The organism is Kitasatospora sp. NPDC094019 (assembly GCF_044764505.1).
Classification (GTDB): domain Bacteria; phylum Actinomycetota; class Actinomycetes; order Streptomycetales; family Streptomycetaceae; genus Kitasatospora.
In genome coordinates, this window is record NZ_JBIWIF010000014.1 from 94,297 (window position 1) to 106,569 (window position 12,273).

At 75.2% G+C, this 12,273-nt stretch carries 13 protein-coding genes; 5 read left to right on the forward strand and 8 right to left on the reverse strand.

The features are described from left to right. Nucleotides 1-439 (forward strand): LPXTG cell wall anchor domain-containing protein (locus ACIQ9P_RS27840; protein WP_402361747.1); only part of this gene is annotated, 439 nt, incomplete at its 5' end. 91 nt (nt 440-530) lie between these two features. On the opposite strand, the gene ACIQ9P_RS27845 is transcribed toward ACIQ9P_RS27840, so the two are convergent. Beyond that, the gene (locus ACIQ9P_RS27845) at nt 531-1,268 is read right to left on the reverse strand and encodes a DNA polymerase beta superfamily protein (RefSeq protein ID WP_402361750.1); all 738 of its coding nucleotides are present in this window, start codon (nt 1,266-1,268) and stop codon (nt 531-533) included. 102 nt (nt 1,269-1,370) lie between these two features. Here ACIQ9P_RS27845 and ACIQ9P_RS27850 point away from each other — a divergent pair, with 102 nt between their 5' ends. The 3 genes from ACIQ9P_RS27850 to ACIQ9P_RS27860 all read left to right on the forward strand — a co-directional run bounded on the left by ACIQ9P_RS27850 (nt 1,371) and on the right by ACIQ9P_RS27860 (nt 4,316). Then, a complete protein-coding gene (locus tag ACIQ9P_RS27850; protein ID WP_402361753.1) occupies nt 1,371-2,621 on the forward strand; it encodes a DNA glycosylase AlkZ-like family protein in 1,251 nt (416 codons plus the stop codon). Nucleotides 2,622-2,631: 10 nt separating this feature from the next. After that, nucleotides 2,632-3,420: an SDR family oxidoreductase gene (locus ACIQ9P_RS27855; RefSeq protein ID WP_402361756.1), complete on the forward strand. Its 789-nt coding sequence runs from the start codon at nt 2,632-2,634 to the stop codon at nt 3,418-3,420. 167 nt (nt 3,421-3,587) lie between these two features. Beyond that, the gene (locus ACIQ9P_RS27860) at nt 3,588-4,316 is read left to right on the forward strand and encodes a tyrosine-protein phosphatase (RefSeq protein WP_402361759.1); all 729 of its coding nucleotides are present in this window, start codon (nt 3,588-3,590) and stop codon (nt 4,314-4,316) included. 71 nt (nt 4,317-4,387) lie between these two features. Here ACIQ9P_RS27860 and ACIQ9P_RS27865 read toward each other — a convergent pair whose 3' ends face one another. The 7 genes from ACIQ9P_RS27865 to crcB (ACIQ9P_RS27895) all read right to left on the reverse strand — a co-directional run bounded on the left by ACIQ9P_RS27865 (nt 4,388) and on the right by crcB (ACIQ9P_RS27895) (nt 11,739). Then, a complete protein-coding gene (locus ACIQ9P_RS27865) occupies nt 4,388-4,852 on the reverse strand; it encodes an RICIN domain-containing protein (protein WP_402361762.1) in 465 nt (154 codons plus the stop codon). Then, nucleotides 4,849-6,048: a low temperature requirement protein A gene (locus tag ACIQ9P_RS27870; protein ID WP_402361765.1), complete on the reverse strand. Its 1,200-nt coding sequence runs from the start codon at nt 6,046-6,048 to the stop codon at nt 4,849-4,851. Before ACIQ9P_RS27870 ends, ACIQ9P_RS27865 begins: the two co-directional genes overlap by 4 nt. Nucleotides 6,049-6,199: 151 nt before the next feature. Next, a complete protein-coding gene (locus tag ACIQ9P_RS27875) occupies nt 6,200-7,060 on the reverse strand; it encodes a TIGR02452 family protein (RefSeq protein ID WP_402361768.1) in 861 nt (286 codons plus the stop codon). 183 nt (nt 7,061-7,243) lie between these two features. Continuing rightward, the gene (locus ACIQ9P_RS27880; protein ID WP_402361771.1) at nt 7,244-9,604 is read right to left on the reverse strand and encodes a DEAD/DEAH box helicase; all 2,361 of its coding nucleotides are present in this window, start codon (nt 9,602-9,604) and stop codon (nt 7,244-7,246) included. Nucleotides 9,605-9,814: 210 nt separating this feature from the next. Then, entirely contained in the window at nt 9,815-10,546 is a 732-nt protein-coding gene (locus ACIQ9P_RS27885) for a hypothetical protein (protein ID WP_402361774.1), read from the reverse strand. Between the two features lie 324 nt (nt 10,547-10,870). Continuing rightward, nucleotides 10,871-11,245: a fluoride efflux transporter CrcB gene (gene crcB / locus ACIQ9P_RS27890; RefSeq protein ID WP_402361777.1), complete on the reverse strand. Its 375-nt coding sequence runs from the start codon at nt 11,243-11,245 to the stop codon at nt 10,871-10,873. Next, a complete protein-coding gene (gene crcB, locus ACIQ9P_RS27895; RefSeq protein ID WP_402361779.1) occupies nt 11,242-11,739 on the reverse strand; it encodes a fluoride efflux transporter CrcB in 498 nt (165 codons plus the stop codon). Before crcB (ACIQ9P_RS27895) ends, crcB (ACIQ9P_RS27890) begins: the two co-directional genes overlap by 4 nt. 70 nt (nt 11,740-11,809) lie before the next feature. On the opposite strand from crcB (ACIQ9P_RS27895), the gene ACIQ9P_RS27900 reads away from it, so the two are divergent. Next, the gene (locus ACIQ9P_RS27900; RefSeq protein ID WP_328959342.1) at nt 11,810-12,151 is read left to right on the forward strand and encodes a metallopeptidase family protein; all 342 of its coding nucleotides are present in this window, start codon (nt 11,810-11,812) and stop codon (nt 12,149-12,151) included. Nucleotides 12,152-12,273: the final 122 nt, after the last annotated feature.

Below are 12,273 nucleotides of genomic sequence, written 5' to 3' on the forward strand. Positions count from 1 at the left end.
CAAGGACTCCGACGCCGACCCGACCACCGGTCTGACCCAGTCCGTCACCGTCTCCGGCGGCCAGCGCTACCTCGACCTCGACATGGGCGTCGTCCTCCGGACCTCGTCCCCGTCGCCGTCCCCGTCACCGACGTCCTCGCCGAGCCCGACGTCCTCGCCGTCGCCCACCTCGTCGCCCAGCCCGACGTCCTCGCCGTCGCCGACCGCGTCCCCGACCTCCTCCTCCCCGTCCGCCACGACCACGACCAGCGCGTCCACGGTCCCGAGCCCGACGCACGAGCCGACCCACCGGCCGACCCACAAGCCCACCGGCGAGCCGCTTCCGAACACCGGTAGCTCGGCCGCCGACGGTCTGATCGCGGCACTCGGAGGGCTCGCCGTCCTCGGCGGTCTGCTCCTGTGCCTGGTCGCCTACCGCCGCCCGGGACGGCACAGCTGATCCACCGCTGAACAACTGAGGAACAGGACCGGCACCAGTGGCGTCGCCCCCGGGCGGCGCCACTGGCGTGTCCGCCCGGGAAGCCGGCGTACTACTCGGCGGCGTTCGGCACGGGTGTCCAGTGGGCGGCGCGGACGCGGTGCAGCCAGGCTTCGGCGGGGCGCTCGTCGGGGCGGTCCGGGAGGACGCCGGGGCGGTCCATGCGGTCGGTGGCGGCGGCGAGCAGGCGTTCGGCGTGGGCCGGGTCGTCGGCGATCCGCTCGCCGAGGTCGCGGACACGCTCCGGGTCCGGCAGCCGGACCCGGTTGTGGCCGGCCTCGTGCAGGTGGACGGCCTGTTCGAGCAGCCGGACCAGGTGCCGGGCGTGCTTGGCCGCCCGGGCCCGGGTGGCCGGGTCGGAGGTGTCGCGGGTCAGCAGCTTGCGGAACTGCTGGGTGGCGTAGCCGAGATAGGCGTTGCGGACACCCCGGGCGCTCAGGAAGGAACGGCGGATCGCTATCAGCTCCTCGCCGAGCGGGTCGCGCACCTCGTAGAGCTCGTCGGGAAGCCAGACCAGCTCGGTGGCGGTGGGATTGCAACTGAGCGCGAGGCGGCACCACTTGGCGGCCTCGTGCAGAGTGCGGTCCGGCCTGGTGGAGACGTGCGACTCCGCGGGGCGGTGCAGGCCGTGGAATCCCCCGGTCGGGGCCGCGAACAGGCCGAGGCGGTCGATGTCGGAACCGGCGTGCGCGAGTCCGTACGCGGTCGAACCGACGATGCCGGACAGCAGGACGGTACCGGGCGGGGCGGTGGGCCGGGCGGTGGGCTGGGCGGTGGGCCGGGTGCTCATCGGACTCCTCTCGTCGGCCGTCCGCAGGAGTCTGCCGGGTCGGGCCGCGCCGGGCGAGCGAATTCCGGGGGCGCGACGGCCCACGGGCCGATACTGGGCCGCATGGCGAGGGCGAACGGCGGTCCGGCGGCGGGGCCGGGCATCGAGGCGGCGAAGCTTCGGGCCTGGTGGTCGCACCGGCAGTGGCTGGACGGCGCGCACCCGGAGGCATCGGCCGGCGAGGTGCTGGCGGCCACCGGGTGGGCCAGGTCGGTGGGCGGGGCGGCGCCCTATCTCGGCCTGTTCGCCCGGGCCGGGCTGGGCCGGGCGGCCGTGGACGCGGCGGTGGCCGGACTGGAGGCGCACGAGCTGCCCGCCGCGCGCGGCTGCACCTACATCGTCCCGGCCGAGGACTTCGGGCTCGCCCTGGCGGCCGGCGCGGCGGTGCCCGAGGGCGAGGTGGCGGCGGCCGCGAAGCACCTGGGGGTGACCGGGGGCGAGGTCGAGCGGCTCTGCCTGGCCGTGGACCGCGCGCTCGCCGGGGCACCGGGGCCGCTGGACCCGGCGGCGATCCGGGTGGCGGTCGGCGAGGCCGTCCGGTCGCTGGGCGAGCCGGGGCGCAAACGCGGGCTGTCCACCACCCTGCCGCTGGCCCTCGGGCTGATGCAGTCGCGCGGACAGGTCCGCCGGGTGCCGGTCAACGGCCGCCTGGACCAGCAGCGGTACGGGTACGCGCGGTGGGACCAGCCGGTCGGCGGCAGTGCCGCGGACCTGGCCCGGCGCTACCTGGCCTGGGCCGGACCGGCCTCACCGAAGCACTTCCGGTGGTTCTCGGGCTTCGGCGCCGCGACCGCCCGGCAGGCGCTCGCGGAAGCGGGCGCGGTACCGGCGGCACCCGGTTCGGAGCTGCTGATGCTGCCCGAACTCGTCGACGAGTTCGCCGGGTTCACGGTGCCGGCCGAGCCGTACTACACGCTGCTGGCCGGGATCGACGGCATCCACCTGCTGCACCGCGAGCTGGCCCGGCTGGTCGACCCGGCCGACGCGGCGCGGCCGCTGCCGGCCGGACGGGCCGGGCGGAGCTTCGGCTCCGAGGCCGACCCGCAGACGCACATCGTGCTGGACCGGGGGCGGATCGTCGGCCTCTGGGAGTACGACACCGAGCGCGCCGGGATCGTCCACCTGTCCTTCGTGCCGTCGAACGCCGAGCTGCGGTCGGCGGTGGCCCGGACCGAGGAGTTCGTCCGGACGGAGCTGGGGGACGCGCGCGGCTTCAGCCTCGACTCGCCGAAAAGCAGAATGCCCAGGATCGCGGCCCTGCGGGCGAGTTCGGACGATCGGGCGGCCCCGGGGGACGGCCCGGGGGAGGCATAGAGTACGAACCATGTCGACTTCGAACGAGCTCGCGCGGCCGCACCGGTCCGACCCGTCCGGCGTGGTCCTGATCACCGGCGGCGGTCGCGGCATCGGCGCGGCGACCGCCCTGCTGGCCGGGCGGCGGGGGTATCGGGTCTGCGTCAACTACCGCTCGGACGAGGCCGCCGCGGCCTCGGTGGTGGAGGCCGTCCGGGCCGGGGGCGGCGTCGCGCTCGCCGTCCGCGCCGATGTCACCCGCAGTGCCGAGGTGGCCCGGCTGTTCGCCACCGTCGACGCCGAACTGGGGCCGCTCACCGGGCTGGTGAACAACGCCGGGACGCTGGAGCGGCAGAGCCGGCTGGAGGACATCGACGAGGACCGGCTCAACCGGATCTGGGCCGCCAACATCACCGGACCGTTCCTGTGCGCCGCGCAGGCCGTCCGACGGATGTCCACCCGGCACGGCGGGCAGGGCGGCGCGATCGTCAACGTCTCCTCCGCCGCCTCCCGGCTGGGCTCGCCCAACGAGTACGTGGACTACGCGGCGGCGAAGGGGGCCGTCGACTCGATGACCCGGGGCCTGGCCCTGGAGGTCGCCGACGAGGGCGTCCGGGTCAACGCCGTCCGGCCCGGACTGATCCACACCGGGATCCACGCCCTGGGCGGGGAGCCCGGCCGGGTCGACCGGGTCGCGCCCGACCTGCCGATGCGGCGCGGCGGGCAACCGGAGGAGGTCGCGGAGGCGATCCTCTTCCTGCTGTCGCCGGCCTCCTCGTACACCACGGGCGCCTTCCTGGACATCGCCGGCGGCCGCTGACGTCGGCGAGTCGGTGACGCGGGCGGGTCCGTGACGCGGGCGGGTCCGTGACGCGGGCGGGTCCGTGACGCGGGCGGGTCGGTGACGCGGCGGCGCGGGCGCGTCGCGGATCCGGCGGAATGAGGGATTCCTTCCCCTCCCGAGGTCCGCGACCTTACGGTGGGCCCATGACCGACGACCTGCCGGACCGTGAAGCCGACCTGCCGTCCTCTTTCATCGACATCCCCGGAGTGCGCAACTTCCGCGACGCCGGCGGGGTCGGCACGCTCCGCCGGGGCGTGCTGTTCCGCTCCGGTTCCTTCCACACGCTCGCCCCGGAGGGCGCCCAGCGGCTGAAGGCCCTGGGCCTGCGCACCGTGATCGACCTGCGCAGCCCGGTCGAGATGGAGGTCTGGCCCGACCTGCGGCACGGCCTCGACCACGACGCGCTGAGCCTTCCCACCCTGCCCGCCGACCGGGAGGACACCGACCGGCCGTGGCCGGCGGGCCAGGAGGAGCTGTACCCGTTCATGGCCTCCACGGCCGGCCCGTCGCTGGTCGCCGCGATCCGCCGGCTCGGCACCCCGGGCGCGCTGCCGGCCGTCGTCCACTGCGCCGTCGGCAAGGACCGCACCGGTCTCACCATCGCGGTCGTCCAGACCCTGCTGGGCGCCTCCGAGGAGGACATCACCGCCGACTACCTGCGCTCCAACACCGGCCTGGGTCTGCTGGACGGCCCGGCCCCGTACATCGACGAGACCGGTGCCGAGCGGATCTCCCGCCCGATCTCGGAAGAACTGCTCGCCTCCTCCTTCGCCTGGATCCGGGACCACCACGGCTCCGTCCCCGCCTACCTGCGCGCCCACGGCGCCACCGACGAGGACCTCACCGCCCTCCGGTCGAACCTCTCCGCGTAACGAGGGTCCTTCGGCCCCGGACGGCACGCGACCGACGCGACCGACCGGGGCCACCGGCGTTCCACCGGGGCCTACCGGCGTTCCAGCTGCCACCACTGGGTCGGGGAGTCGGTGTCCTCCCACTGGTGGACGGGGGCGGGCGGGGCCGCCGGGTCGGACGGGGGCGGCGGGGCGGTGAGGGCCTTACCGCTGATGAAGCTGGTGAGGGTGCAGGTGCCGGGAGCGTCGAGATGGTGCTCGACCAGCCACTCCTGCGCGCCGAAGGCGTTGGCGGACCACTGCTGGACGGGCACGCCGTCGTCGGTCGCGGCGCCGGTGACGTCCAGCCGCTTGCCGCCGGCGACGTTCTCGACGTGGAACAGCGCGCCGCCCGAGTGCACCGCGGTCAGCTGCCAGAGCTGGGCGTCCGAGCCGTCCTCGGGGGCGAGCAGGACTTTGACGCCGCTGCGGCGGCTGCCGCCCGGGACCTCCAGCAGCAGGCCGGTCGCGACGTTCCGGATCCGGTAGCGGCCGTCGGTGATCTTGTGCTCGGTCACCCGTGGAGTGTCCCACCGGGCACCGACACTCCCGCCCGCCGCGCCGGGGTCCGCTGCTCCCAGGCGAAGGCGCCGGCCAGGGCGAGCGCCACCACGGCGACCTCCGCCAGGGCCGAGACCGCGGTGCCGAGCAGCGTGCCGGACGCGACCGCGGCGGCCGCCAGCAGCCGCGGCAGGTTCGGACCGAGGGCGAAGGTGCGGCGGACGGCGGTGTTGACGACCAGGAAGAGCGCCACTCCCCCGGCCAGCGAGCCCGCCTGGGCCGCGGTGATCGGCGCCGCCGGGTGCGCGACCGCCGACTTCACTCCGGCGGCGAACAACAGCACCCCGAGCAGCAGCCCGTAGTGGCCCAGGTTGTAGACGCTGACGGCGAGCCGGTTCCGCCGATCGGAGGGCAGCGCGGCCATGTGGTGCTCGGCGCGGGCGTCGTCGTCGTGCCCGAAGTACGCCCACCAGAGCCCCACGCAGACGGCCAGGCTCAGCAGGGCGACACCGACCAGGGGAGCGGTCAGCTCGGCGGTGCCCGCGCCGACGCCGATCGCGATCACCGACTCGCCGAACGCGATGATCACCACCAGTCCGTGCCGCTCGACGAAGTGGTCCGCGCGCAGCTGGAACCTGGGCAGGTCGACCAGCCGGGGTATCGCGAACTGCAGGGCGAACGCGGCCGCCCAGAAGGTGAGCTGGACCGAGCCGGTGAGGTAGCCGCCGGTCACCACCAGCGCGGTGTTGAGCAGGTTGAGCCCGCCCATCCGGAGCACCGACCCCAGCGCCACCCCCGACATCGCGAACATGCCCGTGTGCACGGCCACCACCACCAGGTACGCCCAGCCGAAGGCGACGCCGCTGCCCTCGAAGGCGTGCGGCACGGAGAGCGAGATCACCAGGAAGCCGGCCATCGCCAGCATCAGCAGGAAGCGCCGGCCGTGGGTGCTCGGCGGCATGGCGTTGGTCAGCCAGATGAAGGCGTCGTACATCCACCAGATCACCGCCAGCATCACCAGCACCTGGGTGAAACCGCCCGGGGTGAGGTGGTGGGCCAGACTGCCGGTCAACTGGGTGACGGTGAAGACGAAGACGAGATCGAGGAAGAGTTCGAGCGGCGCCGCCCGGAGCGAGGGCTCGGCGGCCGCGTCGAGGAGAACGGGGGCGGGGGCGGTGGATCCGCCGGCGGCGGACGTACTGGTCGCGATCACCCGCGCGAGTATGGGGGACGACGGACCGTTCCCGCCGGGGTTTCCGCGAGTCGGGCGGCGGCCCGACGCCCGGTCGACACCGGGCGGACGCCGTCCGGTCACCGGGGACGGGTGCGGGGGCCGGGCGAGGTGCTCGGCGGGGCCCGCCCCCTCACCCCGCTCCGGTCGTCGCCCGCTCTCCCCCACCGCCGAACCGGGCCTCGAACGCGGCCCGGTTCGGCGAGACCGGCGTCCGGTCCCAGACCGCGAAGACCACCCGGTCGAAGGCCGCGCCGTACCGGGCCAGGCCCAGCTCGAACGCCTCCGCGACCTCGGCCGGGTCGTTGCGGAAGACCCCGCAGCCCCACGCCCCCAGTACCAGCGAGCGGATCCCGTGCCGGGCCGCCGCCGCGAGCACCCGCTCGGCCCGCTCGGCGAGCACCTCCCGGACGTCCACCCCGCCGCCCTCGGCCCGCAGGGCGAGCTGGCCGGCGTTCGGCGCGGGCGAGGTCAGGAAGGTCACCGGGTACGGCCGCGCCAGCAGCTCGCCGTCCTCGCCCCGGATCACCGGCACCTCCGGCGAGACGATCACCCGGTGGCTGTACCGGAGGTCGCCGGAGGCGCGGTGCGCCTCGTAGTAGTCCGGCGCCTCCACCAGGCAGGTGTAGAGGAGGGCGCTGCGGCAGAGGTCCTCCTCCTGGGCCTTGGCGCCGCGCAGATAGCCGCCGCCGGGGTTCCGCGCGGAGGCGAAGTTCAGCACCCCGACCGGCCCCGCCCCCGCCTCGACCAGCCGGCGGGCCGCCCGGACACTGCCCTCGGCCGTGACCTCGACGGTGCCGCCGCCCGCCGCCGGGCCCGGGCCGCCCGCCGCGACCAGCGCGTCCAGACCGGCCGGGTCGTACGACACCGTCCCGGCCCTGGCCGCCGCCAAGCACTCGGCCAGATCCACCGGGCCGCCCCCGGACGCGCGGTAGCTCCCCCGCGCGGCGATGCCCTCGTTCACCGCCGCCACTTCACGCAGTCTGCTGCTCATGCGCCCGACCGTAGGGGACGGGGCGGGCGCCGTGCCACTGGTTATTCTCAGCCGTAGAACAACGATGGCCGGGGTCGCGTCGCCGGGACGCCGGGACGCCGAACGGCCACGGGCCCGCTCCGATGTGCGGAGCGGGCCCGTGGCCGTGGTGCGACGCGGTGCGCGGTTACGCGCTACCCGGCGTCAGTTCTTCCAGCGCGGCTTGCGGTCGTCGCGGTTGAAACCGGCGTTGTAGCCACCGGAGGAGCGGCCACCGCGCTCGTCGCCGCGGTCACGGTTGAAGCCACCGCCGGACTGCGGACGGCCACCGGAGCGGTGGTCGTCACGACGGGCGAACGGACGGTTGTTGCTGCCGCCGCGCTCGTCACGGTCACGGCCGAAGGCCGGACGGTCACCGAAGGAACGGGCCGGACGGTCGCCGAAGGAACGGGCGCCACGGTCGTCACGGTCACGGTTGAAGCCACCGCGCTCGCCACCGCGGTCGCGGTTGAAGCCGCCACGCTCGCCACCGCGGTCGTCACGGTTGAAGCCACCGCGCTCGCCGCCACGGTCGCGGTTGAAACCGCCACGCTCGCCACCGCGGTCGTCACGGTTGAAGCCACCGCGCTCGCCACCGCGGTCGCGGTTGAAACCGCCACGCTCGCCACCGCGGTCACGGTCGCCGAACGAACGGCCACCGCGGTCGTCACGGTTGAAGCCACCGCGCTCGCCGCCACGGTCGCGGTTGAAGCCGCCACGCTCGCCACCGCGGTCGTCACGGTTGAAGCCACCGCGCTCGCCACCGCGGTCGCGGTTGAAACCGCCACGGTCGCCACCGCGGTCACGGTCGCCGAACGAACGGCCACCGCGGTCGTCACGGTCACGGTCGCGGTTGAACGCCGGACGCTCGGCACGCGCCTCGCGGTACGCCGGCGTGCGCTCCTCGGTCGGCTCGGCGGCGGCCGTCGGCTCGGTCACGGTCCCGGCAGCGGCCTCCTCGGCCTCGGCGGCCGGGGCCTCGTCCACGATGCCCAGCTCGGCCCGCTCGCGCGCGGCCCGCGAGGCCAGGCGGTCGGCCTCCTCGCGCAGCTCGGTGGCGCGGCGCTGCGCGCGCTCCAGCTGGCGGGTCATGTCGGCGATCTCGCGCTCGGCGGCACCGGCGATGTTCGCCGCGCTCTCGGCCTGGACCTCGACCAGCGAGCGGGCACCGGTGATCCGGGCCACCTCGGCGTCGAAGGCGTGGTCGAGGATGTGGCGGCCGGCGTCGACGCCCGCGTCCTCCATCAGGCGGAAGACGCTGCGGCGCTGGTGCGGCAGCACCAGGGTGACGACGATGCCGGACCGGCCGGCCCGGGCGGTGCGGCCGGAGCGGTGCAGGTAGTCCTTGTGGTCGCCGGCCGGGTCGACGTTCAGCACCAGGTCGATGCCGTCGACGTGGATGCCGCGGGCGGCGACGTCAGTGGCGACGACGACGTTGACGTAGCCGTCCTTGAAGTCGCCGAGCACCCGGGTACGGGCGCCCTGGGTCATGCCGCCGTGCAGCGCGTCGGCCTTCACGCCGGCCTCGACGAGCTGCTCGGCGACGCGGTCGGCGCCCATCTGGGTGCGGACGAAGATGATCGTCCGGCCCTTGCGGGCGGCGATCGCGTTGGTGATCGGCGCCTTGTCCTTGGGCTTCACCACGAGGATGTGGTGGGTCATGGTGGTCACGGCGCCGGCCGACGGGTCGACCTCGTGGGTGACCGGCTTGTTCAGGTAACGCTTGACCAGGGTGTCGATCTCGTTCTCCAGGGTGGCGGAGAACAGCAGCCGCTGGCCGCCGGCCGGCACCTGGTCGAGGATCTCGGTGACCTCGGGCAGGAAGCCCATGTCGGCCATCTGGTCGGCCTCGTCGAGCACGGCGACCTGAACGTCGTCGAGCTTGGCGGAACCGCGGTTGATCAGGTCGCGCAGACGGCCCGGGGTGGCCACCAGGACGTCGACGCCGCGCTCCAGCGCGTAGATCTGGTTCGACATCGAGGTGCCGCCGCAGACGACCTTGAGGCGCAGGCCGAGCACCGAGCCGAAGGGCTCCAGGGCGTCGGCGACCTGCATGGCCAGCTCGCGGGTCGGGACGAGGATCAGACCGCGCGGGTGCTTGGCGCGGGTGCGCTCGCCGGCGGCGAGGCGGGTCAGCAGCGGCAGGCCGAAGCTGAGGGTCTTGCCGGAGCCGGTGCGGCCGCGGCCCAGCACGTCCTTGCCGGCCAGGGCGTCCGGGATGGTCGCGGCCTGGATCGGGAACGGGGTGGTGACGTCGCGCTTGGCGAGGGCGCGGACGATGTCGTCCGGCAGGCCCAGGTCGCCGAAGGTGAGGGTCGGCTCGGCCTCGGTGGCCTCGGCGTCGCCCTCGGCGGCGTCGGTGGTGTCGGCGGCCTCGGCGGCGTCGTCCGCGACGGCCTCGGCGGTGGTGTCCTCGACGGCGTCGACGGCGGCGATCAGCTCGGCGTCGGCCTCGGGGGTGGTGGTGACATCGGCGGCGGACTCGCTCGCGGGCATGGCGAAGCGGGCGTCGTCAACGAGAGACATGCAAAACCTTCCGGAAGTGGCACGCGCCAAAGTCCGGGGTTCTGTTTCACAACCGCCTCTATGCGGTCAGCCACGGATCGCCGGAACGCGCCAAGGGCGCCAGATGGGTGTAGGGCGCCAGACAAATGAATCAAACGAACGATCTACCACCATAGACGAGCCTGGGGATCGGAGGCAAATGCCCTGGCCAGGCTGTGATACAGGTCGCTTTCAGTGGGCGGCCGGCCCGGCACTGGGGGCCGCCGTCGCACTGGGGGCCGTCGTGGGGTCCGGGGCCGGGGTGGCGGTCGGGGCGGGAGTGGCGTGGCCGGGATCCGGGGAGGACGGATGGCCGGACGGGCTGGCCGCCGGGGCGGAGGCCGTGGCCCCGCCGGCGCGGCCGTCGCCGGTACCGCTGCCCGTGGTTGCCCCCGTGCCGCCCGCCGGGTGGCCGGTGCCGCCGGCGGCGGCGCCCGAGCCCGCCGTGCCCCCGGCCGCCCCGCCCGCGGCGGCGGCACCGCCCGGGCGAGGCGCGGGGCTGGCGCTCGCGCCCCCGGCGGTACCGCTCGCGCCGGGCGCGGGATCGCCCGGGGCCGCCGCCGGTACGGGGTCCGCGACGGCTGGCGCGCCGTTGACGCCGCCCGCGCCGTTACCGCCCCCGGCGCCCGCCGCGCCGTTCGCGCCGGCCGCCTGGTCCCCGGGGGCCGCGTTCGGGCCGCCGGCCGAGGCGCTCTGGGCCTGTGCGCCCCCCGTCCGCTCCGACCGTCCGGCCGCGCCGCCCTGGTGTCCGCCGCCGCTCGGCGAGGCCGAGGCGCTCGCCCCCGGCCTGGCCGACGTCCCGGCCTGGCCGACCGGCACCGTGCGGTGCTTCTCGTCCGCGCCCGGCCCGACCGACATGCACCCGGTCAGTCCCAGCCCGGCCACCGCCAGGGCCGCCACCGCCCGGACCGCTCCGGAGCGCACCGGAACCGACCACGCCGGGCCCGACCGCACCGGACCGGAACGCGCTGGTCCGCTTCGTTCCACCGCCGTCTCCCGCTCCGCCACCGCACGCATCGCACGCATCGCCGCCACCGAGCTCCCTCTTCCCGCACCCGCCCCGCCCGGGCCGCCCACCACGCGCGCACGGCCACCCTTGCGGGTGCCCAACGCGCGCCCCCGGCGCACGGACACGGGTGGACGCACCGGGAGCACTCGGACGAGCGCCGGACGGGTCGCGGTCGAGCGGGGGTTCGAGCGGGGTCGGGACGGGGGTTGGATCCGGGCCGGGGGCCGGACTGCGGGTGCTCAGCCCCAGAAGGCCCCGGCCAGCCCGGCACCCGCGCACACCGCCGCCAGGCCCGCCACGACACTGCCCAGGACGTTCACCAGGGCGTACCGCCCGGCCCCGCCCTCGACCAGCCGCAGCGTCTCGTACGAGAACGTCGAGTACGTGGTCAGTGCCCCGCACAGCCCCGTCCCCAGCAGCAACTGGACGTGGGAGGACGCGGCACCGGCCGCCACCGCCCCCGTGACCAGCCCGAGGACCAGGCAGCCGACCACGTTCACGGTGAAGGTCCCCCAGGGGAAGACCGAGTCGTGCCGGGACTGCACGGCCCGGTCGGTCAGGTACCGCAGCGGCGCGCCGACGGTCGCGCCGAGCACCACCAGCAGCCAGTTCACGCCCCGCCCTCCCCCGCGCCGTCGGGCCCGGTCCGCCGCAGCAGCCGGCGCGTCAGCGCGGCCGCCGCCCGGACCGCCCCCAGCGCCGCCAGCAGCGTCAGCGCCAGGTACGCCGCGGCCGGCCCCGGCCGGCCCTCCAGCACCAGTCGGCGGACGTCCACCGCGTACGTCGAGAAGGTCGTGAACCCGCCCAGCACCCCGGTCCCGAAGAACGGCCGCACCAGCGGGTGGGCCGGACGCCCCTCGGTGACCACCACCAGGAAGACCCCGATCACGGCACACCCCACCACGTTCACCAGCAGGGTCGTCCATGGGAAGGCCGAAGGGCCGGTCGGCCACCACAGCCCCGCCCCGTACCTCGCCACCGCCCCCAGCGCCCCGCCGACCGCGACCACCGCCACCGCCCGCCCCTGGCCCCGCAGCACCGGCGGCCGCCGCCGCGCCGCCGCACCGGGCACGGCACCGTCCGCCACCAAGTCCTCCGAGGTCGCCACAACCCCATCAAACACCGGCGCCGACCACCTGGCACGCCGTCACCCCAGACCCGACAATGATCCGGTGGAGATGACCCCGGAAGAGTTCGAGGTACTGGTCGCGGACGCGCTCGACCTGATCCCGCCGCAGCTCGCCGCGATGATGGACAACGTCGCCGTCTTCGTCGAGGACGAACCCGACCCGGCCGACCCGGAACTGCTCGGCCTCTACGAAGGCACCCCGCTCACCGAGCGCGGCGAGTGGTACGCCGGCGTCCTCCCGGACCGGATCACCGTCTACCGGGGCCCGACCCTGCGTCTGTGCGAGGACCGCGAGCAGGTCGTCGAGGAGGTGCGCACCACCGTGATCCACGAGGTCGCCCACCACTTCGGCTTCGACGACCACGAGCTCGACGAGCTCGGCTGGTCCTGAACCCCCACCCCCGGAACCGGCCCGGACGACCCACCCGCCCACCTGGCCGAAACCCGTTTTGGCGATCGGCCCGACATCCCATATGCTTCTCGACGTCCCCGAACGCCGGAAACGGCGGGACA